We start from the raw sequence: 26,763 nt of genomic DNA, 5'->3' as shown, positions 1-26,763 counted from the left end.
TCCTCCTCTCATTCGGAGTGCGGCGGCCGGTCCCTCGATCCAACCGCCGCGCGTCAAAGAATGCATCGTGGCGCCGGAAGCAACGCCACGATGCGTTCGGGGTTCAGTTCACCTTCGGGTTCAAGAGCGCGTCGATCTTCGGATCGGACATGTTGGCCTTGGTGACCAGGTTCGCGCCGGTGTCGACATTGGCCTCGACCTTCTCGCCCTTGGAAGCGGCAAGCGCCGTCTTTATGCCATCATAGCCCATGCGATAGGGATCCTGCACGACAAGACCGGCGATCACGCCTTCCTTGAGGAAGCCGACGGTCTTTTCGTCGCTGTCGAAGCCGATGACCTTGATCTTGTCGCCGAGCTTGTTCTCGGCGATCGCCTGGCCGACGCCCTGCGCCATGATCAGGTTGGAGGCGAAGACGCCGACGAGATTGGGATTGGCCGTGATCAGGTCGGTCATGATGTTGAGGCCGGTCGTCGCCTGCCCATCGGCATATTTATCGGCCACGACCTTAAGGCCCGGATATTTCGTCTTGACCTGATCGAGGAAGCCCTCGCGGCGCTGGTCGAGCGAGCCCACGCCGGGCAGGCTGGTGATAATCGCGATCTCGCCTTCTTCCTTGCCGGTCGCTTCCTTGATCGCCGCAGCGAGGCCGTCGGCGGCAATGCGGCCGCCCTGGACGTTGTCGGTGGTCAGGAACGAGGTGAATGCCTTCGAATCGGCGGCGGAGTCGATGCCGATGATCGGCACGGACTTCGCCGCCTCGTCGATCGGCTTGCCGAGCGCCTTGAATTCGGTCGGGGCGATCACGACCGCGGCGGGAGAACCAGCAACGGCGTTTTCAAGGATGCTAATCTGGCCGTTGATATCCGATTCCGACTGAGCGCCGAGCTCCGGCACGTTGACCCCCAGGTCCTGGCCGGCCTTGCGGGCGCCCGCGAGCACGATCTGCCAGAAGAAAGAGGTGGTATCCTTGACGATAATCGGAATGGTGGCGTTCTGCGCGAACGAAGGCGCCGGCACCATGGCAGCAAAAACGGCGGCGCCGGCCAGGGCGTTGAAGGCGCGGCGGGAAAGAATGCACTTGGCTATGCTCATCAGGTTTCTCCTCTCAGTTACACCTCGTTCCGTTTATCGAGACCGGGCCGCCAGGTGCATGCAGTCCGGTCCTTTATGAAGAGACTCTCCCCGCCATCGCGGCAGGAAGCATCACACCCTCACGGCCTCCGCTCCCAGCTCAGGCGCGACCAGTGTATAAGGTTCGAAGGCCGCGAAGTCCTCGGCCGTGATCTTCCGTCCGGTGAGTTCCATATTCCGCTTCAGGCTTTCCGGTTTGGCGGTGCCGAGCAGGACGGAAGCGACCTGCGGATTGGCGAGCGGGAACTGCAGCGCTGGCGCCGCGAGCGGCATGCCACGCTCCCGGGCAATCCGTTCCATCGCCGCCACTTTCATCCTGACTTCCTCCGTTGCCGGCATATAGTCGAAATGCGCGCCTTCCACCGGGCCGGTGGCGAGAATGCCGGAATTGAACACGCCGCCGATCACGAGCGACGTCCGCTTCTTCTCGCAGAGCGGCAGGAGTTCGGCGACGGCGGAACGGTCGAGGAGCGTGTAGCGGCCGGCAAGCAGGATGCAGTCGATGTCCGCGTGCCGCATCACTTCGAGGCAGACCGGCACCTCATTGACGCCGAGCCCATAGGCGGAGATGATGCCGCCCGATTTCAGCTCCTCCAGCGCCTTCAGGCCGGAGTCCAGGAGTTGCCGCAGGTAGACCGCGTTCTTCGCGGCGCCATGGGTGTAGCCGCCGATATCGTGGACGTAGAGGATGTCGATGCGGTTGAGTCCGAGGCGGGCGTAGCTCATCTCCACCGACCGCATGATCGCATCGTAGTTATAATCGTAGGTGACGTCGAAATTCAGCGGCTTGACGTAGGAGTAGTCCGGAACCTTGTCCTGCGGCACCGGCTGCAGCAGGCGGCCGACCTTCGTCGACAGGACGAAGCTCTCGCGCGGTCTGTCGCGAAGGAAGTCGCCTACCCGCCGCTCGGCGAGCCCGAGCCCATAAAAGGGCGCCGTGTCGAAATAGCGGATTCCCGCGTCCCAGGCGGCCTCGAGCGTCGTCATAGCCGCTTCGCGGGTGCATTCGCGATAGAGGCCGCCGAGCGGAGCGGTGCCGAAGCTGTATTCGGTCACGGCAAGATCGGTCCGGCCTATCTTTCTCGTCTGCATTCCTTGTCTCCTCCCTCCAAGGATGCGCGTTTCTCCCATGCTCAGTTCCGAGCGGAGTTGCCCCTCGCTCGCTTAAAGCGTAGCCCCCAGATGCCAGGGCACGAACTCGTTGTCGCCGTAGCCGAAAAGCTCGCTCTTGGTCTTGCGACCAGAGGCGGTGGCGATGATGAGTTCGAAAATCTCGCGGCCGAGACCGGCGATCGTCGCCTCGCCCGAGGCGATGACGCCGCAATCGATGTCCATGTCCTCCTCCATGGCCCGATAGAGCGCCGTATTGCTGGTGAGCTTGATCGACGGTGTCGGGCGACAGCCGAAACAGCTTCCGCGTCCAGTCGTAAAGGCGATGACGTTCGCGCCGCCGGCGACCTGGCCGGTCGCCGAGACCGGATCGTAACCCGGCGTATCCATGAAAACCAGGCCGCTGCCGGTCACCCGTTCGGCGTAGTTGTAGACGGCCGTCAACGGCGAACGGCCGCCCTTCGCAACCGCGCCCAGCGACTTCTCGAGGATCGTCGTCAGGCCGCCGCGCTTGTTGCCCGGCGAAGGATTGTTGTCGAGCGAGGCGCCGTGCATCGCGGCGTAGTTTTCCCACCAGGAAATCAGGCCGTCGAGCCTAGCTGCGACCTCATTATTCACTGCGCGACTGCGCAGCAGATGCTCCGCACCATAGATCTCGGAGGTCTCCGAAAGGATCGCTGTGCCGCCGGCGCTGGCGAGGATATCGACCGCGGCGCCGAGCGCCGGATTGGCCGTGACACCGGAGAGGCCGTCCGAGCCGCCGCATTGCAGTCCGACGATGATCTCGCTGACCGGTATCGGCACGCGGCGGGCGGTGGACACTTCCGCCGCGATTTCCTCGAGAACGCCGAGCGCGCGCTCGACCGAGCGGCGGGAACCCCCCGCCTCCTGAATGTTGAAATGCCGCTTCTCCGCGCCCGCGCCGCTCTGGCCGTAAAGCGTCAGCTGGTTGACCTCGCAACCTAGCCCGACCATCAGCACGCCGCCGAAATTGGCGTGCCGGGCGTAGCCGGCAAGCGTACGGTGCAGATTTTTCATCCCGTCGCCGGTGGACGACATGCCGCAGCCTTGATCGTGCACGATCGGCACGAAACCGTCGATACCTTCATATCTCGGCAGGATGCGGCGGTTCGCCTCGTCGGCGATCGCCCGACAGACGGTGGTGGAACAGTTTACGCTGGCGATGATGCCGATATAGTTTCGCGTCGCCGCCCGGCCGTCGGCTCGACGATAGCCGAGGAAGGTGCGCGCCTTGTCGGCCTCGCTCGCCGCCTCCGGCGGAACGGGGGCGCCAATGGAGAGCCGGTCCTGGTCGAAGGCGAGATTGTGCGAATGAACGTGCTCGCCGGGGGCGATGTCGCAGGTGGCGCGGCCGATCGCCTGGCCGTATTTCACCACCGGCTCGCCCGACTTGATCGATCTGATCGCCGCCTTGTGGCCGGCATCGATCCTTGCCGCCGCCGGCACGCCGCCGGCCAGTGTTTCGCCGGGCGCGATCGCAGCAGTGGCGACGACGACATTGTCTTCCGGCGAAAGAAGGATCGAAGACGGTGCGGGCAATCTCTGGCTCCCAGAACGGCTTTCGTGTTGACGACGCGTATCCTGTTTTGTCTTTTATCTACAATAGACAGATTTTCGTCAATGGGTATTATGATTGGTACCGCACCGAGGACGACCCAAGAGCCAACATGCTTGCGAGCGCCGCCGAGCCGCGGACACCTCTCGATCAACCTACACCGCCGGACCACGCAATGGCGAAGCAGAACACCGTCTTTAAGGATGCCTTCAACCGCTGTCTGACGACGCTCGCGGAAACGTCGGCGCTACCTTCGGAACCCGAGCTCGGCCAGGCGCTCGGCGTCAGTCGCACGACCGTCCGCGCCATCCTCACGCGCTGCGAAGAGCTCGGGCTGATCGCCTGGGACAAGCGGCGGAAGACCGTGCTGAGGGCCCCCGACCCTGCGGACTATTTTCCGACCGAGGAGACCGATTCGCTCGCCGAGCGGATCGAGCGCAGCTTCATGCGCCGGATTCTGGCGGGCGGCGCCGAGCCCGGAATGCAGATCAACGAGCTGGAGCTTGCCCGTGAGATCGGCGCCGGCACGACGAGCGTGCGCGAGTTCCTGATTCGCTTCAGCCGCTTCGGCCTGATCGAGAAACGGCCGAACAGCCATTGGGTGCTCAAGGGATTCACCCGTGAGTTCGCGCTCGAACTGACGGAGGTGCGCGAGATGTTCGAGCTTCGCTCGGCTGCCCGCTTCGTCGGTCTTCCCGAGGACGATCCGGCCTGGGAGGAACTGAGGAAAATCGAAGCGGTGCACCGGGAAGTGCTCGCCGACATCGACAGACGCTACAAGGAATTCTCGGAGCTCGACGAGCGTTTCCACCTTTTGGTGCACAAGTCCTCGAGCAACCGCTTCATCATCGACTTCTACGACGTCATCGCCATCGTCTTCCACTATCATTACCAGTGGAACAAGGCGAACGCGCGCGAGCGCAACGCCCGGGCGCTCGAAGAGCACCTCGCCTATATAGCGGCGCTCCAGTCGCGCGATCTGCAGCAAGTGGAACAGGCCTGCAGGCTGCATTTGAAATCGGCGCGCGAGACGCTGCTGCAGTCCCTTCCCTGAAGTTTCGGAAAAATCCGATCAGTAGCCGGATTCCGACCGCGTCGGCTCGGCCTCACCCAAAAATTCCCGGCGCAGCCGCTCTGTCGCGTTGACGAGCAAGGTCACGTCGGTGCCGATCGCCATGAAATCGGCACCGAGATCGCGGTAATCTCGGGCCTGCGCGGGATCGAGCGTCATGATGCCGCGCGCCTTGCCGGCGCGGCGGATGCGGGCAAAGGCGTGGACGATGGCAGCCCGCACCTCGATATGGCCTGGATTTCCGAGATGGCCCATATCAGCGGCAAGATCCGCCGGGCCGATGAACAGGCCGTCGACACCGTCGAGCGCAGCGATCTCATCGATCGCATTCAGCCCGGCCCTGCTTTCGATCTGCAGGAGAAGGCAGATCTCGTCATTGGCATTCCGGAGATAATCGGTGATGCGCCCGAAGTTCGTCGCCCGCCCCAGCGCTGCGCCGACGCCGCGGATCCCTTGCGGCGGGTAGCGCACGGCGCGGACTAGCTGCCGCGCCTGCTCGACATTGTCGACCATCGGGATCAGAAGCGTCTGAACACCCGTGTCGAGCACCTGCTTGATCAGCGCCGTGTCGCCGACCGGCAGTCGAACGATCGGATGGCTCCCCCGAGCGGCGATCGCACCGTATTGCGCCGCAAGCAGCGGCAGATCGTTCGGCGCATGCTCGCCGTCGATCAGCAGCCAGTCGTAGCCGCTGCCGGCAACGACTTCAGCGGCATAGGGGCTGGCAAGCGCCACCCAGAGGCCGAGCTGGAAGCGGTTTTCGCGGATCGCCGCTTTAAAGGGGTTTTTCGGGGCCGGCATGGATCGTTCTCCTTCCGCGTCATCTGTTCTAGCTTGCGGCGAGATGTTTTCGGCATTGTTTGCCCCTCATCCGCCTGCCGGCACCTTCTCCCCCGCAAGCGGGGCGAAGGGACTCGCCGCACCCTCCTAAGTCCCCTCTCCCCGCCTGCGGGGAGAGGGCTACTGCATGATTCCTTAAATCAGAATCGATTTAAGGACAAAATCATGCAGCAACTCAAAGCGCTACAGCGACCTTTGCGCGTCCGATTGGACGCGCGGCGCTGTAGTCCTCGGGTTAAACCCGAGGAGAGGGGCAGATCATTCTTCTCCGACCATCAGAATCGATGACGAAGACTACCGTCTTCGCAGCAAAAGAAAACCGCCCAGAAATCCCGGGCGGTGTGTTTGCGATTGACCCTGCCTCAGGCGATGCCGCCGAGGCAGACATATTTGATTTCCATGAATTCCTCGATGCCGTATTTCGAGCCCTCGCGGCCGAGGCCGGAGAGCTTGACGCCGCCGAAGGGCGCTTCCGCCGTAGAGATCAGGCCGGTGTTGACGCCGACCATGCCGTATTCCAGCGCTTCGGCGACACGGAAGACGCGTGCCAGATCCTTTGCATAGAAGTAAGAGGCAAGGCCGAACTCGGTGTCGTTTGCCTGGTGGATGACGTCCGCCTCGTCCTTGAAGCGGAAGAGCGGCGCCACCGGGCCGAAGGTCTCCTCGCGTGCGACCGCCATCGTCTGTGTGACGTCCGCCAGCACCGTCGCCTCGTAGAAGGTGCCGCCGAGCGCGTGACGGCGGCCGCCCTGCACAACGCGAGCGCCTTTGGCGAGCGCGTCGGCGACGTGCTCTTCGACCTTCTCGAGAGCCGGCTTATCGATCAGCGGCCCGAGGATGACGCCTTCCTCCATGCCGTCGCCGGTCTTGAGCTTGGCGACGGCGGCGGCAAGCTTCTCCGAGAAGGCCTCGTAGACGCCGTCCTGCACATAGATGCGGTTGGCGCAGACGCAGGTCTGGCCGTTGTTGCGGAACTTGGCGATCAGCGCTCCCTCGACCGCCGCGTCGAGATCGGCGTCGTCGAAGACGATGAAGGGGGCGTTGCCGCCGAGTTCCAGGCCAAGCTTTTTGATCGTCGCTGCACTCTGCCGGTAGAGCTCGGCACCGACCTCCGTCGAGCCGGTGAAGGTCAGCTTGCGCACGGTCGGGTTCGACGTCATCTCGGCGCCGATCTCGCGGGCCGAGCCGGTGATCACACTCAAGAGGCCCTTCGGCATGCCGGCGCGCTCGGCGAGCACGGCGATGGCGATCGCGGAAAACGGCGTCTGTGCGGCGGGTTTCAACACCATGGCGCAGCCGGCCGCAAAGGCGGGGCCGGCCTTGCGGGTGATCATCGCGTTCGGGAAGTTCCACGGGGTAATGGCGGCGACGACACCGATCGGCTGCTTCATCACCAGGATGCGCTTGTCCTTCTGATGTCCGGGCACAAGGTCGCCATAGACGCGACGCGCCTCTTCCGCAAACCACTCGATGAAGCTTGCGCCGTAGACGATCTCGCCGGTCGCTTCGGCGAGCGGCTTACCCTGCTCTATCGTCAGGATATGGCCGAGATCATCCTTGTTCTCGACCATCAATTCGAACCAGCGCCGCAACACGGCCGAGCGCTCCTTGGCGGTCCTGGCGGCCCACTCCTTCTGCACCCGCGCCGCAGTTTCGATCGCAGCCCTGGTTTCGGCCGCGCCGAGCTTCGGCACGCGACCGATCACCTCGCCCGTCGCCGGATTGTTCACCTCTATCGCGTTCTTCGGGTCAGCTTCGATCCAGGTCTCGCCGACGAGAGCGGCCTCACGAAACAGTGACGGGTCTTTCAGGTTCATGGCGCGTCCTTCCTCGGAAAAATCTACAGAACTTATACAACTTTTTTCGGGATCGACAATCGTCTCGACTGGCGTTTCCGGATTTTGCGGCGGAGACGGCCAAAGGCACCGAAGCGGGAATCAAGCTGAAAACGTCCTTGCTACGCTTCTCGTTCCGCGTCAGGCCCCCTCAGGCAACAAGGAGCCGAGGAACATCACTTTTGAGAGAGTACGTTTCAAAGATCCTTCGTCTTCTGTAGCGTCACGCCGAATCCGGCCGACCGGCAGACCTATGCCGTCGAAGGCTTCCCAAGGGATTCAGATATAGGACAAGGACTTTCGTTCGTGACAGAAATCAACCACAGAAGAGCTGACCACCCGATCCATTCGATCTTCCTGGAGCGCTGGTCGCCGCGCGCCTTCACCGGCGAGGACATCAGCGAAAAGGAGCTGCTCGCTCTCTTCGAGGCGGCGCGCTGGGCGCCATCGGCGAGCAACATTCAACCCTGGCGCTTCGTCTACGCGCGCCGCGGTACCGAACACTTCGCGTCATTGCTGGACACTCTCGATGAAGGCAACCAGCGCTGGGCGAAAAACGCCTCGGCGCTCGTCATCATTCTCTCGAAGACCCACAGGGTCACATCGGCGGGCGAGGTCAGGCCCGCCTATACGCATGCCTTCGACACGGGCGCCGCCTGGTTCGGGCTGGCGCTGCAGACGCAGCTTGCCGGGTGGCACGGCCATGCCATGGCGGGCGTCGACCGCGACAAGGCGATGCGCGTGCTCGGCGTGCCGGAACACTTCCGGGTGGAAGCCGCCGTGGCGATCGGCAGGATAGCCGATCCGTCGATTCTGCCGGACGATCTGCGCGAACGCGAAAAACCGAGCCAGCGCAAGCCGATCAACGAATTCGTCTTCGAAGGTCGGTTCAACGGCGACTGAGCCGAAACGTCGCGCGGGGGATGCGGGCGGAAACCCGCATCCCGTTTTCCCATTCCGCCAAAAAAGAGAGGCGCAGGGCGAAGGCCGCCCTGCGCCGTCCAAACCGGACCATTTGCGCGTCAGATGTCGAGGTTGGCGACGCTCAGCGCGTTTTCCTGGATGAAGTCGCGCCGTGGCTCCACCTCGTCGCCCATGAGGCGCGAGAACAGGCCGTCCGCGTCGGTCGCATCCGCGACCTTGACCTGCAGCAGCGAGCGAACGTTCGGATCGAGCGTCGTTTCCCACAATTGCTCGGCATTCATTTCGCCGAGGCCCTTGTAACGCTGCATGGTGAGCCCCTTGCGGCCCGCGGCGAAGATCGCGTCGAGCAGCGCGCGCGGCCCGCTGATCTCCTGCGTTCCATCGCGGCGGCGCAGCACCGGCGGAGCGCCGTAGATCTCCTTCAGCCGCGCCTTCAACTGATCGATGTGGCGAGCGTCGGAGGAGCCGATCAGTGCCATGTCGAGCACGGATACTTCCTTGACGCCGCGTACCATACGTTCGAGCTTCAGGCCGCCTTCCGCCGTAACCGACGCGACCCAGCCGCGCTCGGTCTCTTCGGAGACAACATCCAGCCGGCGGGCCACTTCGGCCGCGATCTCCTGATACTCGTCGCGCTCACTGTTGAGCTCGACATTGAGCGCTCCGGCGATCGCCGCCTGCTCGACAATCGAGCGATTGTAACGGGAGTGAAGCCCATCCACCAGCGAGCGCAGGCGGAGCGCGTCGTTGATGACTTCGCGCAGATCCTGTCCGGCGCGCACCTCGCCCGAGGCGAGTTGGAGCGACGCCTCTTCGAGACCCATGGTGATCAGATAATCTTCGAGCGCCTTCTCGTCCTTCAGGTACTGGACGGACTTGCCGCGCGCCACCTTATAGAGCGGCGGTTGGGCGATATAGAGGTGGCCGCGCTCGATCAGTTCCGGCATCTGCCGGAAGAAGAAGGTGAGCAGCAGCGTGCGGATGTGAGCGCCGTCAACGTCAGCATCCGTCATGATGATGATCTTGTGATAGCGAAGCTTGTCGGCGTTGAACTCGTCCTTGCCGATCGAGGTGCCGAGCGCGGTTATCAGGGTGCCGATCTCCTGGCTCGACAGCATCTTGTCGAAGCGCGCGCGCTCGACGTTCAAGATCTTGCCGCGCAGCGGCAGGATCGCCTGGCTTTCGCGCGAGCGTCCCTGCTTGGCCGAGCCGCCTGCCGAGTCACCCTCCACCAAGAAAAGCTCGGACTTGGCCGGATCGCGCTCGGAGCAGTCGGCGAGCTTGCCGGGCAAGGACGAGATGTCGAGCGCCCCCTTGCGGCGCGTCAGCTCGCGCGCCTTGCGCGCCGCTTCGCGTGCGGCGGCTGCTTCGACGACCTTGCCGACGAGGATCTTCGCCTCGCTCGGATGCTCCTCGAACCATATATTCAGTGCTTCGTTGACCAGGCCTTCGACCACGGGTCGGACTTCGGAAGAAACCAGCTTGTCCTTGGTCTGCGATGAGAACTTCGGATCCGGTACCTTGACGGACAGAACGGCTGTCAGGCCCTCACGGCAATCCTCGCCCTGAAGCGTGACCTTTTCCTTTTTGGTGATTCCGGAAGACTCCGCGTAAGACGTCACCTGACGCGTCAGCGCGCCGCGAAAGCCGGCCATGTGGGTGCCGCCATCACGCTGCGGAATGTTGTTGGTGAAGCAGAGCACGTTCTCATGGTAGCTGTCGTTCCACCACATCGCCACCTCGACGGTGATGCCGTCCCGCTCGCCGCGGATCGAGACCGGCTTGTGCACGAGCGGCTTCTTCGCCCGGTCGAGATACGCGACGAAGGCCTCCAGCCCGCCTTCATACATCATTTCGTCGCGGCGGATGTCCGAATGCCGCTTGTCGGTCAACACGATGCGGACGCCGGAGTTCAGAAAGGCGAGTTCGCGCAGGCGATGTTCGAGCGTCGAATAATCGAATTCGACGTTCGAGAAGGTCTGCTCGCTCGGCAGGAAGGTGACTTCGGTGCCGGTGTCGGCCCCGGCATCGCCCGTTACTTGAAGAGGCCCGTCGGCGACGCCATGGGTGAAGCTCATCTCGTGGATCTTGCCGCCGCGGCGGATCTTGAGCTTCAAGGACGTGGAGAGCGCATTGACGACCGAAACGCCGACGCCATGCAGGCCGCCGGAGACCTTGTAGGAGTTCTGATCGAATTTTCCGCCGGCATGGAGCTGCGTCATGATGACTTCCGCCGCCGAGACGCCCTCCTCCCTGTGAATATCGGTCGGGATGCCGCGGCCGTTATCGGTAACGGTAACGGAGCCGTCGGGGTTGAGCGTGACGGTAACGATATCGGCATGGCCGGCCAAGGCCTCGTCGATCGCGTTGTCCACGACTTCGTAAACCATGTGGTGCAGACCGGAGCCGTCGTCGGTGTCGCCGATATACATGCCGGGGCGCTTCCGCACGGCATCGAGGCCTTTCAGCACCTTGATGGAATCGGCACCATATTCGGCGATCACGCCGGCTTCGGTCTGAGAAATATCGGTCATTCGGCTTCAGGTCTTTCCAGGTTTTTCGGACGTCGTGATTCGCGGCGAATCACAGCGCGAGATGCCTCGCGGACTATAGGAAATTTGTCCACGGGTTCCAAATCCCGGCGGCGGGGCGCGCCCGGGGGAGGTTTCATTCCCCCTCATTATCAGGAAATGTGGCTTTTTCCAAAATATCTTCCATGGCCCGGATCGCCTCTTCCGACAGGCCGCGAATGCGCTCGCTCAAACGGTTGGCAAAGGCAGTATGGCCAGGCGGCAGGCCGGACGTGTCGAGCACCACCTTAGGATCGGAAATATGGGCAATGCGGAAGAGCTCGTCCGCCTCGTCCCAGATCACGTTGAAATAGCCGGCGACGCGCTGGAGAAAATCGAAGCTCGGCGCGCCGCGCTTGCCATGTTCGAGCGCCGAGAGATAGGCGGGGGAAACGCCGATCGCCGCCGCCATCTCCTTTTGCGAGACGCCTTTGCGGCGGCGGAGTTCCCGCACGGCCTCGCCGAAGGGGGTCATGAAGCGCTTCCCTTCGCGCGCGCGAGCCGCACATAGAGCGCCCCCTCGCCGCCATGGTTGCGCGCGGCCGGCTCGTAGGACGAAATTAACGGCCGGAACTCCGGCAGCGAGAACCAGAGCGGAACGGCACGCTTCAAGGCCCCGTCGCTGCCGAACGACGTTCCCTTGCCGGTGATGACGAGCACATGTCTCAAGCCGCGCTCATGTGCCTTCAAGAGGAATTGCAGCAGGAAGCCATGTGCCTCGCTCTGGATCATCCCGTGCAGGTCGATCCGCGCTTCGAGCGCCAGCCGGCCCTTGGCGAGCTTACGCTTCACCGGCTTCTCGAGCGGTTGATGCCGGCGCTCTGCCTTGTCGCGGCTTAAGGCAAAGCCTTGTTCCGTCTTGCCTTCGGCCGTGGCCGAAGTCGCGGCCGGTGGCTGCGATGCCGGCGCGGCCTTTGGTTCCGCTTCGCCCAGGAACTCCTCGAGATCCTCCAGACGGCCCGGCATGGGTCTGGTCGAACGCGCGACCTTTCCCCAGAGAATGCGGTCCTCCGGCGACAGCTTCCGGTCCTTAGCCATGGCGATATCGGGCCGCGGCGGCGCGGGGAACGAAGATGAAAAAATCGGCGTCGTTGCGCACCGAACCGGCGAGATCGCCCGCCTCGTCGCCCGAACCCGTGAAGATATCGCCGCGCGCAGGGCCGACGATAGCCGAGCCCGTGTCGAGCGCGAGCATCAGCCGCCCGAAGGGGCGACCGCCGTCGAGATGGGTCAGGCTCTCGCTGGCAATGTAGAAAGGGACTCCGAAAGTATGGATGAGCCGGTCGACTGCAAGCGATCGCCCGGGCTCCAGCGGCACCTTGGCCGCAGCGACGGGACCGAGCGCCTCATCCTCGACGGCCGCCTCTCGGAAGAAAATGAAGGAACGGTTGTGCCAAAGAACCTCGTCCGCCTTGTCGGGGTTGGCCGCCAGCCAGCGGCGGATGCTCGCCATCGAGACGGTCGCCGCGTCGATTTCGCCCCGATCGATCAGCAGTTTGCCGATCGCCGAGAAGCGATGACCGGTCTTCGCCGCATAGGTGATGCGCCGGCGCGCGCCGTCCGGATAGATGAGTCGCGCCGCGCCCTGCACGTGGACGAAGAAGACGTCGACCTTCGAGCGGGCATAGGCGATCTCGAGGCCGCGGCCGGCGAGAAAACCCTCCTCAATCGCGCGGCGGTCGGGATATTCCTCGACCCTTCCCTCGACCAGCCGGCCGAAGGCGAAATAGGGATCCATACCCTCCGGCCGGTTAGCCTCGTCAATATCGACGAGGTCGGCCGGACGTCGGTAAAAGGGAAAACGAAAATCGCCGTCCGGAACCGAACGGACTTCTATTTCCGGTTCGTAGAAGGCGGTGACGAAGCCTCTCGGTCTCTCATCGGGCCGGATCCGGAACGGCACATACTGGCTCTCGAAGAAGGCCCGAGCTGCGGCGGCGTCCGAAAAACTGAATTCCGCCGCTTCAAAAGCAGGCAGCAGGTCATCCACCGAAATGCCAAGGGAGCCGGTCCTGTACGGCTTTGCCGTCGCCACGTGACGATGGCAGCGGCGCAGTGCGGCGATCACTGGTGTCGGATCGTCCGTATGCCAGCCGGGCAGCTCGGAAAAGGTGACCGGCTCGATATGAAAGGCCATGATCGCCCGCTTCCCGGTCAGTTTTCCGATTCGGTGGCGATCAGCTTCCAGTTCGGATCGCGCGAGCGGATGTCGCGCGAGAAGGTCCAGAGATCGTTCACTTCGGCGACCGAATCGGCGTCGCCGTCGATCAGCTTGCCCTCTTTGTCGTAGGTCGCGGAAATGAGCTGACTGATGATCCTGACGGTGATGTTTTCCTCGTTGTCCTTGAGTTCCGCATGGACGATGTCGGCCTTCTCGATGCCGACGAAGGTCGATTTGACCACCTCGCCCTTGGCCTCGCGGTCGGTGATGGCCGCGTCGAAACCCTCATAGACCTCGCGCGAAAGCAGCCCCTTCAGGGTCTTGCGATCGCCGTCGGCAAAGGCCATCACGATCATCTCATAGGCCATCTTCGCGCCGTTGAGGAATTCGGAGGGATCGAAGTTGGCGTCCGCATCGCTCAAGGCTCTGAGTTGGGTGTTCAACGGCGTGCCGGCCTTGGCAACCGTCTCGATGGCGGCGTAACGGGATTCGTCTTCCGCAGCGCTTTCGCGTCGGGGGAGCTGGACGACCTTACCGTTGTCGCTTGCCTCCGGCCCTTTGGCGATGTCCCGCGGCGAATACGGGTCGAAGGGCGGGCGCTCATTGCCTGTCCGGCGGCCAAGAACGCTGCGTAGCTGCAGGAAGATGACCACGGCGGCGATCAGGAAAAAAAAAGTGATGAAGTCGAAAGAGCCCATTTCCACCCGGAACCGCTGCTAGAATTTCTTTTACTGTCCCATATAGTCCGCAAGGATAAACCATTCAAATGGCGATGTCGCACCCATAAACCCGAGGACGCCCAATTGCATTCACCTTCTTGCGAGCAAGAGCGATGCGTTTCCTGATTCCGCTGATCCTTCTCGGACTGCCGCTCGCGGAAATTGCCGGCTTCGTCGTTGTCGGCCGCGAAGTCGGTGTGCCTATGACGCTCCTGCTTGTTTTCCTGAGCGCCGTCGCCGGTGTCGTGCTCCTGCGCGTCCAGGGCATCGGCATGCTCCGACGCGTGCAGGAGGCAGCGCGGATGGGGAACGATCCCGGGATGGACGTCCTCGGCGGGGCGCTGATCTTTCTCGCCGCGATTCTCCTGATCGTGCCGGGTTTCATCAGCGACGTGATCGGTCTCTTGCTGTTTCTGCCGCCGGTGAGACGTGCCGTCGCTGCTTTCCTGCGCACACGGCTGACGATCTTCACCACGGGAACCGGCTTCTATTATTCGAGCAGCAGCCGGCGCGAGGAGCACCGAGGGCCGCCCGTCATCGATCTCGACGAGGACGAGTTCTCCCGCAAGGAAAAGGACGGGGACGACTCGCCGCCCCCGAACCGCCTTTCCCACTGACGCATGGCGCCGAAAAATGCGCGGCGGTTTGCCGACGACGGCATCCATGGAAACAAAGACTTGAACCGCGTCGCGTGAATTCCTTCGATGCGAGCGGCTTGCAGGTCTACACTTTTCCTGATGCCGTTTCCAATCGGGTCTATAATGCAGCGGAGACGGACGAGCTGGGCGTGTTTTCCGCCCCGCAGTGCCTGCTGCATGTCTCCTCAAATTGACCTCGATTTAAGGACAAGACATGCAGCAATTCAAAGTGCTACAGCGACTTTTGCGCGCCCGATAAGACGCGCGGCGCTGTCGGCCACCAGGGTTGTAAGCCCAGGTCCGAAATGCTAGATGGCCTCACCAATTCGAAGTCCGAGGACACTCTTATGACGACTGATACCACATCCAACGGCAACGGCGGCGCCCAGCAGAGCCCGTCGCTCAATATCCTGGCCCAGTATGTCAAGGACCTCTCCTTCGAGAACCCCGGCGCACCGCGCTCTCTGCAGGCCCGCGACCGTGCCCCGTCGATCAACATCAATGTCAACGTGAACGCCAACCCGCTCGCCGAGAACGACTTCGACGTCGTCTTGTCGTTGAATGCCGAGGCGAAGGACGGCGACAAGGTCCTGTTCAACGTCGAGCTCGCCTATGGCGGCGTGTTCCGCGTTGCCGGTTTCCCGCAGGAGCACATGTTGCCGCTGCTCTTCATCGAGTGCCCGCGCCTGCTCTTCCCGTTCGCGCGCCAGATCGTGGCCGACGCGACCCGCAACGGCGGCTTTCCGCCGCTGATGATCGATCCGATTGATTTCGCACAGATGTTCGCCCAGCGCATGGCCGAGGAAAAGGTCCGCGCGCAGGTCGCCAACACCAATAGCACGGCCAACTGATCGGCCCGACAGACGACAAAAAAGCCCGGCTCGAAGCCGGGCTTTTTGTTTGAGCGTCACTTCTTGCGCGAACTGGTAAGGAAGTTAGCCGCTATACTTTACCCATATGGCCTTGACGCCGATCTTCGAGACGAGCGCGGCATGTGCCGCGAGTTCGGTTTCCGTCAGCCGCGGCCGCAGGGGTCGCTCTCTTTGCATCACGATGATCGGTCCGTCGTCGGCTTCGACCGTCAGACCGCCGATCTCCGACGTGACGAGGCCGAGCGCAGCCTGGCGCCCGCCGATCATCTCGATATAGACTTCGGCAAGCAGTTCGGAGTCGAGAAGCGCGCCGTGCTTGGCGCGATGGGAGTTGTCGATACCGTAGCGGCGGCAGAGCGCATCGAGCGAATTCGGCCCCATCGGATGCTTGCGCCGGGCGAGCGCCAGCGTATCGGTCACACGCTCATTGACAATCGGCGGCAATCCGAGCCGCTCGAACTCCGCATTGATAAAGCCGATATCGAAGGTGGCGTTGTGGGCGACCCAGCGCGCATCACCGAAGAAGTCGAGGATCTGATCGGCGACCTCGGCGAAGGAAGGCTTGTCCTTGAGGAACTCATCGGTAATGCCGTGAACGGCAAGCGCATCGGGGTGAACCTTACGGTCCGCCGGATTTATGTAGAGATGGATCGTGCGTCCCGTCGGAAACTGGTTCTCGAGCTCGACACCACCGATCTCGATCACTCGATCCTCGCGGCTGTCGAGACCGGTCGTTTCCGTATCGAAGATGATTTCACGCATGCGGGGTTCCCTGGGGCCGTTTCGGAGCGAATCGATCCGAGCTAACGCCAGTTCTAATCCCGTTTTGTTCTCAGTTGAAGCTTCGAATGCCACATGACTGTGGAAGGCTACTCTCCACCCCTCATCCGCAAGCGGTACGCTCTAAATCCCCTCTCCCCGCTGTTCGGTCCGGGGACATGGGTAACACTTGTTCGGAGACATGGGGCGACAGGTGATTGCCGTTACGGCTGCGTGAGGGGGCAGGCCCAATCTCAGCGACATCCGCTACCCCGATCTCAACTGATCAACAATGGCGCGAATCTGCTGCCGCGTGACATCGAAGCTGTCGCTCGTATCGACGATATAATCCGCGCGTGCCCGTTTTTCGCTGTCGGGCACCTGACGCGCGCGGATCATTGCGAATTTCTCCGCCGTCATTCCCGGCCGCTTCATGACCCGCTCCCTCTGCGTCTCCGGATCGCAGGTGACGACAACGACGCGGTCGACGCGCTCCTCGGCCTTGGTCTCGAACAGCAGCGGGATATCGAGCAGCACAAAGGGGGCGCCCGCCGCCTTATGACGGGCGATGAACTCCCGCTCCTTCGCACGAACGAGCGGGTGCACGATCCGCTCCAGCTCGGCGAGCCGGTCGGGGGCGGCGATAAGCCGTCGCGAAAGCTCCGCCCTGTCGATTGCCCCGTCCTTCGCGACGCCGGGAAAAGCCGCCTCGACCGGCGCCACCGCTTCGCCGCGATAGAGCTCGTGCACAACTTCATCGGCATCGTTCACCGGAACGCCGAGCTCCCGGAACATTCCCGCGGCGGTCGATTTTCCCATGCCGATGGAGCCCGTGAGCCCGACAATGATCATGCGTGCTTGTCCATATCGCTGATGATGATCTGCCGAAGCGTTTCGTCGACGACAGGCCTGCGGCCGAACCATTTTTCGAATCCCGGCACGGCCTGATGCAGGAGCATGCCAAGTCCGTCGACGATGCGAAAGCCCTGCTCCTCCGCCTGGCGCAGCAGCGGTGTCTTCAGGGGCACATAGACGATGTCGGTCACGACGGCGTCCCCTGCCATAGGCGAGAAATCGATCGCCGGCGCCTGCTCGCCGTCCATGCCGAGAGAGGTCGTGTTCACGAAGAGACCGGCGCCGGACATGGTCTCGGCAAGTGCCGCCATCGGATGCGCATGCACCGCACCGCCGAAGCGGTCGGCCAGCTCGCGGGCCCGCTCGGGCGTGCGGTTCACGACATGGATCGCCTTGACGCCCCGGTCGCGGATCGCCTGGATCACGGCGCGGCTGGCACCGCCGGCGCCGAGCACCACCGCGGTCGAAATCCGATCCCAGCCTTTCGCGCGCTCGTCGAGATTGGCGACAAAGCCGCGCCCGTCGGTATTCGTCGCGCAGACCTCGCCGTCTTCGAGCCAGAGCGTGTTGGCCGCTCCGAGCTCGGCACTCAGGTCGTCCGGCCGATCGGCGAGCCGGAACGCCGCTTCCTTGTGAGGAATTGTGACGTTGCCGCCGCAGAAGCCTGCCGTCTCGTCCTCAAGCTGCCGCATGAAATCCGGGAAGGCTTCCGGCGTGATCTCGAGTGCCCGGTAGCTCCCTTCGATTCCGAACTGCTTCAGCCAATAACCATGGATGAGCGGCGAGCGCGAATGCTTCACCGGATAGCCGGTGACGAAGGCATGGTTAACAAATGTTTCACGTGAATCACGCATCGATCGCACCCAGTTCACGGAGCTTCGAAAGAAGCGGCAGCATCGGCAGACCGAGGATCGTGAAATAGTCGCCCTCGATCCTCTCGAAGAGCTGGATGCCCTCACCCTCGAGCTGATAGGCGCCGACGCTTGCGAGAGCCTTCTCGCCCACCTTTTGAAGATGTCGTTCTATGAAGGCGCGGTTCAACGGCCTGACCGTCATATGGGCAGTCGAAACGTGCCGCCAGACGATCTCGTCGTCGCGGACGAGAACCACAGCGCTGTTCAGGCTGTGCGTCTTGCCCGAAAGCGACAGGAGATGCTCGGCGGCTTCCGCCATGTCCCTGGGCTTGTGATAGACACGCGCTCCGAGCGACATGGTCTGATCGGAACCGATCACGAGCGCACTTTCGAAATGCCGCGCCACGTCCTTGCCCTTGGCTTCGGCAAGCGCGAGCGCCACATCGACGGGCGAGGCGCCCGATTGCTCGAGCGGCCGTTCAAGTGCGCGCTCGTCCACCCGAGCGGCCCGAGCCTCGAAGACAAGGCCGGCATTCGTCAGAAGCGCTCGGCGAAAAGGACTGGCGGAAGCCAAAACGAGCGAGCTTGTCATTTTCCGTTCCCGGGTTCCGGACCGTTACGATGCGCGGATTCGATCAACCCGCACCGTGCGGCCGATATATAAGTAGCTCAGTGCAAGAGCACTTAAGCAATTCAGTGCAAGGGCCTTGGCGAAAGCGCGCTTTCGACTGTCCCGCACCTCTCCGATTCGCTCTATCTGAGCCGCGGCCGAAGGGCAACGATTGCGGCAGCGGTTTCCTCGATCGAACGGCGCGTCACGTCGATCAGCGGCCAGTTGTTACGGGCGCAGAGGGTGCGGGCATATTTTAGCTCCTCGGCGATTGCCGCCCGGTCCGTATAATCCTCGCCGTGAAAGTTCTGCGTCGTTCCGAGCAGACGATGCTGACGCACCTGCGACAATCGCTCTGCCGAGGCGATGAGGCCGACGACCAGCGGCTTAGTCGCCCTGACAAGCGCATCCGGTAGCGGCACGCCAGGTACGATCGGAATATTGGCGGTCTTTATACCGCGATTGGCGAGATAGATGCTTGTCGGCGTCTTCGACGTGCGGCTCACGCCGACGAGGACGACGTCCGCCTCGTTAAAATCGGCCGGCATCTGGCCGTCGTCATGGTCCATGGTGAAATTCAGCGCTTCGATGCGGGCGAAGTATTCCGCATCCATGACGTGCTGCGCGCCCGAACGACGGCGCGACGGCGAGCCGAGATAGGACTGGAAGAGCTCGATGATCGGGTCGAGCACGGAGACGCAGGGAACGCCGATCTCGCGGCACCTTTGATCGATGAGGCCGGCGAGCTCCCGATCGACGATCGTGTAGAGCACGATGCCCGGCGCGCCATCGACAGCATCCAGGACCTGCATCAACTGCTTGCGGTTGCGGATCAGCGGATAGACATGCTCGAGCGCATGCGACGACTGAAACTGCGCCGCCGCTGCGCGACCGGCGGCAATCAGCGTCTCACCGGTCGAATCGGAGATGAGGTGCAGGTGGAAATAGTTTTTCTTGTTCTCCACGCAATTCTCCGCGGGCTGTTGATAAGGCGGGACGAAAACAGCTAACGGCGCGACCGGCGGTCAGGCAAGTGGAAAAGCGCCGACTTATTCACATCCCGTGCCCGGACGAAACTCGCCGGCAGACGCATGTGGACAAGACTCATGGCGACGACAAATTGTCACGCGGATCGACTCCCGATCCACAGGATACGCAACTTGCCCTCAGCGACCAAGAGATTGACTCTCAAGGATTTTCGCGCCTTTCCCCGTCATCGGTGCGAAATGCCGTGATTTTCTCCCGGCTGGTCCACGCGGTTCCGCTGTCTCTGAACCGACTGAGGATTGATTTTAATCCTTGATAGCCACCGACTCTAAGAAATAGAAACCTTTTCAATTCAGTTTTATTTTTAGATTGGGAAAGCGGCGAGTGACCGGAACGCATCGCAAAGTGCTCGAAGTGTTGAACGGAAAAACGCTCGTTCCTCCGCCCATCTGGCTGATGCGCCAGGCGGGACGCTATCTCCCCGAGTATCGTGAGACGCGGGCAAGCGCTGGGAGCTTCCTCGAACTCTGCTATACGCCGGATCTTGCGGTCGAAGTGACGCTGCAGCCGATCCGGCGATACGGCTTCGATGCGGCAATCCTCTTCTCTGACATCCTCGTCATTCCCGATGCGCTTCAGCGCAATGTACGCTTCGAGGAGGGACATGGCCCGCGCATGGACCCGATCGACGAGGACGGTATCGCCGAACTCAGCGCCGAGGGGGTCATCGGCCATCTCGCACCCGTCTTCGAGACGGTCTCGCGGCTGAGGCGTCAATTGCCGGAGGAGACGACGCTTCTCGGCTTCTGTGGTGCGCCCTGGACGGTGGCGACCTACATGATTGCGGGCCGCGGAACGCCGGACCAGGCGCCGGCGCGCCTCTTCGCCTACCGCCATCCGAAGGCCTTCGATCAATTACTGGCGTTCCTGGCGGATATCTCGGCAGATTATCTGGTAGCGCAGATCGATGCGGGCGCCGACGCGGTGCAGATATTCGATTCCTGGGCGGGTGTGCTCGGTGAAGAGGAATTCGCGCGCTATGCCGTCGAGCCCGTCCGGCGGATGATCGCTTCGGTTCGCGCCCGCCGTCCTTCCGCACGAATCATCGCCTTCGCCAAGGGCGCTGGGCTCTTCCTGAAGGACTATCGGCGGCTGACCGGAGCGGACGCGATCGGCCTCGACTGGTCGGTACCGCTCTCCTTTGCCGCCGAGCTGCAGAAGGACGGGCCCATCCAGGGCAATCTCGATCCGATGCGGGTCGTGGCCGGCGGCGCAGCGATGGAAAGCGCCATCGACCGGATCCTCGACGTGCTCGGCCAGGGGCCGCTGATCTTCAATCTCGGACACGGGATCACGCCGGATGCCGATCCAGAAAATGTAGCGGCACTTGTCGCCCGGGTTCGAGGGCGGCGATGACAAGCGAACGCCAGACCGATAGCGGTCCCGGCAGGCGGGCGCGGCTTCGGGCGGCCATTGCGCTTTCGCTTTTCGCGGCGCTGTTGATCGGGCTCTTCGCCTGGCAGCCCGACGATCTCTATCTCTGGATCAAGGCGCTCCACCTCATCGCGGTGATTTCCTGGATGGCGGCGCTTCTCTATATGCCGCGCCTCTTCATCTATCACACCGACGCAGCACCGGGTTCGGAGCAGTCGGAAACCTTCAAGATGATGGAGCAGCGCCTGCTCAAGATCATCATGAATCCGGCGATGATGATCTCCTGGGCGCTCGGGCTCTACCTCGCCTGGAGCGTCTACGGCTTTCAGGGCGGCTGGCTGCACGCCAAGCTTTTCTTCGTCGTGCTCTTGACCTTGGTGCATGTGCATTTCAGCCGCGCGGTGAGAGCGTTCCAGCACGACGAGAATCGACGGGATGCGCGCTACTGGAGGCTGATGAACGAGGCACCGACCCTGCTGATGATCCTGATCGTCATCCTCGTCGTCGTGAAACCGTTTTGACTTCAATCGATGCGCAGATGTAATAGTTGTCGCTAATTTGCTTCGGCCCCTTGCGGCGTTTCACGTGAATCGCTATTTTCCCCCCATCTCCTTCTCCCGCGGCCTGTGACGAAGTTTTAGAGCCTGCCTTCTCCCCCTTCGCAGCTCCCTTACAAATCACCCCGCCTTCCATTCCCCAATCAGACACGGACCCTTCATGGCTGAAATGAAGCTTCAAGACCTTAAGAACAAGACGCCGACCGATCTCCTGGCCGTTGCCGAAGAGCTCGAGGTAGAAAACGCCAGCACCATGCGAAAGCAGGAGCTGATGTTCGCGATCCTGAAGATGCTGGCTCAGCAAGAGATAGAGATCATCGGCGAAGGCGTCGTCGAGGTCCTTCAGGACGGTTTCGGTTTCCTTCGCTCGGCGAATGCCAACTATCTTCCCGGTCCGGACGATATCTACATCTCGCCCTCGCAGATCCGCCGTTTCTCGCTGAAGACGGGCGACACGGTCGAAGGGCCGATCCGCGGCCCGAAGGAAGGCGAGCGCTATTTCGCGCTTCTGAAGGTCAACACGATTAACTTCGACGATCCGGAGAAGATTCGTCATAAGGTCCACTTCGACAACCTGACGCCGCTCTATCCGAACGAGCGGTTCAAGATGGAACTCGAGAATCCGACCTCGAAGGATCTCTCGGCGCGCGTCATTGATCTCGTCGCTCCGCTCGGCAAAGGGCAGCGCGGCCTGATCGTCGCGCCACCGCGCACCGGTAAGACGGTGCTGTTGCAGAACATCGCTCATTCGATCACGGCGAACCATCCGGAGTGCTATCTGATCGTTCTCTTGATCGACGAGCGTCCGGAAGAAGTGACCGACATGCAGCGCTCGGTGAAGGGCGAGGTCGTTTCCTCGACCTTCGACGAACCGGCGACGCGCCACGTGCAGGTGGCCGAAATGGTGATCGAAAAGGCCAAGCGCCTTGTCGAACATGGGCGCGACGTCGTCATCCTGCTCGACTCGATTACCCGCCTCGGCCGCGCCTACAACACGGTCGTGCCCTCCTCCGGCAAGGTGCTCACGGGCGGTGTCGACGCCAACGCATTGCAGCGGCCGAAGCGCTTCTTTGGTGCCGCCCGCAACATCGAGGAAGGCGGCTCGCTGACGATCATCGCGACGGCGCTGATCGACACCGGCAGCCGCATGGACGAAGTCATCTTCGAAGAGTTCAAGGGCACCGGCAACTCGGAAATCGTGCTCGACCGCAAGGTCGCCGACAAGCGCATCTTCCCGGCGATGGACATTCTGAAGTCCGGCACCCGCAAGGAGGACCTGCTGGTGCCGCGCCAGGATCTGCAGAAGATCTTCGTGCTTCGCCGTATTCTCGCGCCCATGGGCACGACGGACGCGATCGAGTTCCTCATCGACAAGCTGAAACAGACGAAGACGAACGGCGACTTCTTCGATTCCATGAACACCTGATGCTGCGGGCATAGGGATTGATGAAGGCCGGTGCGAGGAGCATCGGCCTTCTTTTTTTGCCTCGGCCAGAAGGGAATTTCCGGCCCGACCGACTACAGCAAGCTAGAAGGGCGAGCAGCGCGTCGACGACCGTGATTCACGTGAAACACACTCCACAGAGGGCGGGAAAGTGTGCGCTTTTCCAGTTCACATCCCCTCTGAACTCCTTGGGTCGATTCGACCCCGAAACCATCGTCATCCAGTATCCTCATCCTCTGGCTTGATTTCGCGGCCGCAGGCGTGCATAAGACGCCGCCGCTAGAGCCTCGGAGGCAAGCGTGCGCCGATGCGCAACGCAACACCGCGGCAAAGCCCATTGGCGCCACCTGGTCTCAATTCTAACATTTCGATGCGAGGCATTTACGCTCGCCGGTAAGCTCGACCCGGAGCAAGGAAACGGTACCTGGATGCTGTTCACGGACACGATCTATGCGCTTTCGAGCGGATCATTGCCGGCCGGCGTTGCCGTGATCCGCATGAGCGGGCCGGCCACCGCCGATGCGGTCATGCATCTTTGCGGTTCGGTGCCGCCGGCACGAGTCGCGACGTTGAGAACGATTCGGACTCGAAACGGTTACGCGCTGGATAGCGGGCTGGTGATCTACTTTCCCGGGCCGGCATCCTTCACCGGCGAGGACTGCTGCGAATTGCACGTTCACGGCGGACGGGCGGTGGTGAACGCGGTCCTTGATGAACTTGCCGCCCACGGGCTCCGGCATGCGGAGGCCGGAGAATTCTCGCGGCGCGCCTTTCAGAACGGCAAGATGGACCTGGTCGAGGTGGAAGGTTTGGCGGACCTGATCGCGGCGGAGACGGAGATGCAACGTCGCCTAGCGGTCGAGCAGTCCGGCGGCGGGCAGTCGGCGCTCTATGCGGGGTGGGCCCGGCGCCTCACGCACGCACGTGCGATGATTGAAGCGGAGCTCGACTTTGCCGACGAGGACGACGTGCCCGGTTCAATCAGCGCTTCGATTTGGGCAGACGTCGAGAAGCTGCGGGTGGAAATCGATGCGCATATTGCAAAGGCCGGCCTTGCGGAGATCATCCGCGACGGGCTCAAGATCGTCATTGCCGGTGAGCCGAATGCGGGCAAGTCGAGCCTGCTGAACGCACTGGCGAGACGGGACATAGCCATCGTCACTGAGATTGCCGGCACGACCCGGGATGTTCTTTCCGTCGACCTTTCGTTAGCCGGATTCTCTGTCAAGCTGTTCGATACAGCCGGGCTGCGCGAGACCGAGGAAGTGGTGGAGCGCGAGGGCATACGGCGGGCGCGAGAAGTTATCGCTCATGCCGATCTCGTGCTGCTGTTATCGGAAAAACCGGGCGGCTTTCAGGTCCATGAGGCGCTGCCGGAGGACGTTGCGGTTATACGCGTCGCGACGAAGATCGACCGGCCGGACGTGAAATGGGCAAGAAGGGACGCGGATATCTTTCTTTCGACGATAACTGGGGAAGGCATCGCCGCGCTCTTGAGGGCGCTGCAGGCGCATCTTCCGGATCTGGCAGGCAAGACGTCGCTGTCGATGCCGTCCCGTAAGCGGCATGTGGATTGCCTGCGACAGGCGAGCGCGGCCTTGGAGCGCGGCCTGGCCGCGGACGGTCTCGAGATAAGAGCGGAGCAGCTTCGCATTGCGAGCGACGCGCTGGGCCGGATCACCGGGCGCGTGGATGTGGAGAACCTGCTCGATGTGATATTCTCCGAATTCTGCATCGGAAAGTGAAGCCGGAGCAACGGCGCAAGCGCGGGGTGATTGGCGGGCGCGGGTTTCGGGCGCATTGCCGTTCGCTTGGGTCGGCGCGAAATCACTCGCTGCGAGGCGGTACAACATTGGCGAGTCTGACACACGTTTCACGTGAAACGTCTTGACTCGAAAGGCCGAATTGAGAATCAAGGCGCGAGAAAGCTGGAGCATGTCTATGACGAATTATGATGTCATCGTGATCGGCGGCGGCCATGCAGGCTGTGAGGCTGCATCGGCTTCTGCCCGGCTCGGCGCCCGCACGGCCTTGATCACGCATAAGAAAGAAACGATCGGGGTGATGTCCTGCAATCCGGCCATCGGCGGCCTGGGCAAGGGCCACTTGGTTCGTGAGATAGATGCGCTCGACGGCCTCATGGGGCGCGTCGCCGACGTAGCCGGCATTCAGTTTAGGCTTCTCAACCGACGCAAAGGTCCGGCGGTGCGCGGGCCGCGAACGCAAGCGGATCGCAAGCTTTATCGGCAGGCGATGCAGCGTGCGATCGATGCGGTCGAAAACCTGTCGGTGATCGAAGGCGATGCCTTTGACCTGCTCACGGAGAACGGCGCCGTATGCGGCGTCGTCATGAAGGACGGCCGGAACTTTCGGGCCGCCGCCGTCGTACTCACGACGGGAACTTTCCTGAAGGGCCTGATTCACATCGGCGATCGCAAGATCCCGGCCGGTCGTGTAGGTGAGGAACCGTCTCTCGGTCTTTCCGAGACATTGCGGGGCTTCGGGCTTCAGCTTGGGAGGCTGAAGACGGGAACGCCCGCGCGTCTCGACGGACGGACGATCGACTGGGACCGCGTTGGGCGCCAGGGACCGGACGCGGATCCGGTACCCTTCTCCTTCATGACCGATGCGATCGTTAACCGACAGATCGACTGCGGGGTGACCCGCACGACGGACGCGACGCACAAGATCATCGCCGATAATATTCATCGCTCCGCTATGTATTCCGGGCAGATCGAAGGGGTTGGTCCGCGCTATTGCCCTTCGATTGAGGACAAGATTGTCCGCTTCGGCGAGCGCGACGGCCACCAGATCTTCCTGGAGCCGGAAGGGCTGGACGACGATACCGTCTACCCCAATGGCATTTCGACTTCGCTGCCGGAAGAGGTGCAGGACGCCTTCATTCGCACCATTCCGGGGCTTGAGAACGTCACGATCCTGCAGCCCGGCTACGCGATTGAATATGATCATGTCGATCCGCGCGAACTGGAGCTCTCGCTCGCAGTTCGGAAGATTCCCGGCCTTTATCTTGCAGGTCAGATCAACGGCACCACCGGCTACGAAGAGGCGGGTGCACAGGGCCTGGTCGCCGGCCTGAATGCAGCACTTGCGGCTACCGGCCGCGATCCATTCGTTTTCAGCCGCACCGATTCCTATATCGGCGTCATGATCGATGATCTGACGTCAAGGGGCATTACGGAGCCTTACCGCATGTTCACCTCGCGGGCGGAATACCGGCTGTCGCTTCGGGCGGACAATGCCGACATGCGGCTGACGCCGACGGGTATCGACCTCGGTTGCGTCGGCGCGGTCCGTCGCGAGCGCTTCGGGGCTTGGAGGTTGAACTATGACGCGGGGCGCACGCTTCTTCAGTCCCTGTCGATTACGCCCAGCGAGGGAAAGCGCTTCGGCCTGAACCTCAACCAGGACGGTCAGCGTCGCTCGGCCTTCGAAATCCTGTCCTATCCGGAGCAATCGATTGCGGCGCTGAAGCCGCTATGGCCGGAGCTAGAGGCGATCGATCGCAAGGTCGTCGAGGCGCTGGAAATCGACGCGGCCTACGCTGTCTATATGGAGCGGCAGGCCGCCGATATTGCCGGCATTCGCCGCGAAGAGAACGCGATCATTCCGGATGACTTCGACTATAGCGTCCTGCCCGGCCTCTCGAACGAGCTGAAGCAGAAGCTGGCGCAGCAGAAGCCGCGCAATCTGGCTCAGGCAATGAAAGTCGACGGCATGACGCCGGCGGCGGTGTCGCTGGTCATCTCCTGGCTGCGGCGGCAGGAGCGTGACGCCAAGCGTGTGGCGGGGTGAG

24 protein-coding genes are annotated in these 26,763 nt (G+C 62.4%); 9 read left to right on the top strand and 15 right to left on the bottom strand.

What is annotated here, in order from left to right:
• Positions 1-103: 103 nt before the first annotated feature.
• From AYK65_RS16900 to AYK65_RS16890, 3 genes are all read right to left on the bottom strand, one after another.
• Positions 104-1,093 carry an ABC transporter substrate-binding protein gene (locus tag AYK65_RS16900; RefSeq protein ID WP_081159053.1) on the bottom strand — a complete coding sequence of 330 codons (990 nt, stop codon included), beginning with the start codon at positions 1,091-1,093 and terminating at the stop codon, positions 104-106.
• A 111-nt stretch (positions 1,094-1,204) separates the two neighbouring features.
• Positions 1,205-2,224, bottom strand: coding sequence for an aldo/keto reductase (locus AYK65_RS16895; RefSeq protein ID WP_026615273.1), 1,020 nt, complete (start codon positions 2,222-2,224; stop codon positions 1,205-1,207).
• A gap of 72 nt (positions 2,225-2,296) precedes the next feature.
• Entirely contained in the window at positions 2,297-3,802 is a 1,506-nt protein-coding gene (locus tag AYK65_RS16890) for a UxaA family hydrolase (protein ID WP_081159052.1), read from the bottom strand.
• 191 nt (positions 3,803-3,993) lie between these two features.
• Here AYK65_RS16890 and AYK65_RS16885 point away from each other — a divergent pair, with 191 nt between their 5' ends.
• On the top strand, positions 3,994-4,872 hold the full coding sequence (locus AYK65_RS16885) for a GntR family transcriptional regulator (RefSeq protein WP_026615275.1): 879 nt from the start codon (positions 3,994-3,996) through the stop codon (positions 4,870-4,872).
• 18 nt (positions 4,873-4,890) lie between these two features.
• Here the strand turns inward: AYK65_RS16885 and hpaI are convergent, their stop codons facing one another.
• Positions 4,891-5,691, bottom strand: a complete 801-nt coding sequence (hpaI, locus tag AYK65_RS16880; protein WP_026615276.1) for a 4-hydroxy-2-oxoheptanedioate aldolase — start codon at positions 5,689-5,691, stop codon at positions 4,891-4,893.
• A gap of 401 nt (positions 5,692-6,092) precedes the next feature.
• Positions 6,093-7,547 carry an NADP-dependent succinate-semialdehyde dehydrogenase gene (gabD, locus tag AYK65_RS16870; protein ID WP_026615277.1) on the bottom strand — a complete coding sequence of 485 codons (1,455 nt, stop codon included), beginning with the start codon at positions 7,545-7,547 and terminating at the stop codon, positions 6,093-6,095.
• Positions 7,548-7,871: 324 nt separating this feature from the next.
• Between gabD and AYK65_RS16865 the strand changes: the two genes are divergently transcribed.
• Positions 7,872-8,468: a nitroreductase family protein gene (locus AYK65_RS16865; RefSeq protein WP_081159050.1), complete on the top strand. Its 597-nt coding sequence runs from the start codon at positions 7,872-7,874 to the stop codon at positions 8,466-8,468.
• Positions 8,469-8,587: 119 nt separating this feature from the next.
• Here AYK65_RS16865 and gyrB read toward each other — a convergent pair whose 3' ends face one another.
• The 5 genes from gyrB to AYK65_RS16840 form a co-directional block, all read right to left on the bottom strand.
• Complete coding sequence (gyrB, locus tag AYK65_RS16860; protein ID WP_026615279.1) at positions 8,588-11,023, bottom strand: DNA topoisomerase (ATP-hydrolyzing) subunit B; 2,436 nt, start codon at positions 11,021-11,023, stop codon at positions 8,588-8,590.
• Positions 11,024-11,156: 133 nt separating this feature from the next.
• On the bottom strand, positions 11,157-11,534 hold the full coding sequence (locus AYK65_RS16855) for a helix-turn-helix domain-containing protein (RefSeq protein ID WP_026615280.1): 378 nt from the start codon (positions 11,532-11,534) through the stop codon (positions 11,157-11,159).
• Entirely contained in the window at positions 11,531-12,097 is a 567-nt protein-coding gene (locus AYK65_RS16850; RefSeq protein ID WP_026615281.1) for a Smr/MutS family protein, read from the bottom strand. Before AYK65_RS16850 ends, AYK65_RS16855 begins: the two co-directional genes overlap by 4 nt.
• Positions 12,090-13,196 carry a murein transglycosylase A gene (mltA, locus tag AYK65_RS16845; protein WP_081159049.1) on the bottom strand — a complete coding sequence of 369 codons (1,107 nt, stop codon included), beginning with the start codon at positions 13,194-13,196 and terminating at the stop codon, positions 12,090-12,092. The genes AYK65_RS16850 and mltA overlap by 8 nt, the downstream gene beginning before the upstream one ends.
• A 17-nt stretch (positions 13,197-13,213) precedes the next feature.
• Positions 13,214-13,918, bottom strand: coding sequence for a Tim44/TimA family putative adaptor protein (locus AYK65_RS16840; protein ID WP_026615283.1), 705 nt, complete (start codon positions 13,916-13,918; stop codon positions 13,214-13,216).
• Positions 13,919-14,052: 134 nt separating this feature from the next.
• Here AYK65_RS16840 and AYK65_RS16835 point away from each other — a divergent pair, with 134 nt between their 5' ends.
• Together AYK65_RS16835 and secB are read left to right on the top strand one after the other, a co-directional pair.
• Complete coding sequence (locus AYK65_RS16835) at positions 14,053-14,556, top strand: FxsA family protein (protein ID WP_026615284.1); 504 nt, start codon at positions 14,053-14,055, stop codon at positions 14,554-14,556.
• Positions 14,557-14,924: 368 nt separating this feature from the next.
• Entirely contained in the window at positions 14,925-15,428 is a 504-nt protein-coding gene (gene secB / locus AYK65_RS16830) for a protein-export chaperone SecB (RefSeq protein WP_026615285.1), read from the top strand.
• An 84-nt stretch (positions 15,429-15,512) separates the two neighbouring features.
• Here the strand turns inward: secB and dnaQ are convergent, their stop codons facing one another.
• From dnaQ to AYK65_RS16805, 5 genes are all read right to left on the bottom strand, one after another.
• The gene (gene dnaQ / locus AYK65_RS16825; protein WP_081159048.1) at positions 15,513-16,211 is read right to left on the bottom strand and encodes a DNA polymerase III subunit epsilon; all 699 of its coding nucleotides are present in this window, start codon (positions 16,209-16,211) and stop codon (positions 15,513-15,515) included.
• 264 nt (positions 16,212-16,475) lie between these two features.
• Positions 16,476-17,060: a dephospho-CoA kinase gene (coaE, locus tag AYK65_RS16820; protein WP_026615287.1), complete on the bottom strand. Its 585-nt coding sequence runs from the start codon at positions 17,058-17,060 to the stop codon at positions 16,476-16,478.
• The gene (locus AYK65_RS16815) at positions 17,057-17,917 is read right to left on the bottom strand and encodes a shikimate dehydrogenase (RefSeq protein ID WP_081159047.1); all 861 of its coding nucleotides are present in this window, start codon (positions 17,915-17,917) and stop codon (positions 17,057-17,059) included. The genes coaE and AYK65_RS16815 overlap by 4 nt, the downstream gene beginning before the upstream one ends.
• Entirely contained in the window at positions 17,910-18,509 is a 600-nt protein-coding gene (locus AYK65_RS16810) for a Maf-like protein (protein WP_026615289.1), read from the bottom strand. Before AYK65_RS16810 ends, AYK65_RS16815 begins: the two co-directional genes overlap by 8 nt.
• Positions 18,510-18,670: 161 nt before the next feature.
• Complete coding sequence (locus tag AYK65_RS16805; protein WP_081159046.1) at positions 18,671-19,492, bottom strand: pyruvate, water dikinase regulatory protein; 822 nt, start codon at positions 19,490-19,492, stop codon at positions 18,671-18,673.
• Positions 19,493-19,898: 406 nt separating this feature from the next.
• Here AYK65_RS16805 and hemE point away from each other — a divergent pair, with 406 nt between their 5' ends.
• The 5 genes from hemE to mnmG all read left to right on the top strand — a co-directional run bounded on the left by hemE (position 19,899) and on the right by mnmG (position 26,762).
• On the top strand, positions 19,899-20,930 hold the full coding sequence (gene hemE / locus AYK65_RS16800; RefSeq protein ID WP_081159045.1) for a uroporphyrinogen decarboxylase: 1,032 nt from the start codon (positions 19,899-19,901) through the stop codon (positions 20,928-20,930).
• A complete protein-coding gene (gene hemJ / locus AYK65_RS16795) occupies positions 20,927-21,469 on the top strand; it encodes a protoporphyrinogen oxidase HemJ (RefSeq protein WP_026615292.1) in 543 nt (180 codons plus the stop codon). Before hemE ends, hemJ begins: the two co-directional genes overlap by 4 nt.
• 196 nt (positions 21,470-21,665) lie before the next feature.
• Positions 21,666-22,931, top strand: coding sequence for a transcription termination factor Rho (rho, locus tag AYK65_RS16790; protein WP_026615293.1), 1,266 nt, complete (start codon positions 21,666-21,668; stop codon positions 22,929-22,931).
• Positions 22,932-23,377: 446 nt separating this feature from the next.
• Positions 23,378-24,694, top strand: coding sequence for a tRNA uridine-5-carboxymethylaminomethyl(34) synthesis GTPase MnmE (mnmE, locus tag AYK65_RS16785; protein WP_081159044.1), 1,317 nt, complete (start codon positions 23,378-23,380; stop codon positions 24,692-24,694).
• 196 nt (positions 24,695-24,890) lie between these two features.
• Positions 24,891-26,762, top strand: coding sequence for a tRNA uridine-5-carboxymethylaminomethyl(34) synthesis enzyme MnmG (gene mnmG, locus AYK65_RS16780; protein ID WP_081159043.1), 1,872 nt, complete (start codon positions 24,891-24,893; stop codon positions 26,760-26,762).
• Position 26,763: the final 1 nt, after the last annotated feature.

Source organism: Ensifer aridi (assembly GCF_002078505.1).
GTDB classification, from domain to species: domain Bacteria; phylum Pseudomonadota; class Alphaproteobacteria; order Rhizobiales; family Rhizobiaceae; genus Sinorhizobium; species Sinorhizobium aridi.
This window is presented reverse-complemented; position numbering and strand designations above follow the sequence as displayed.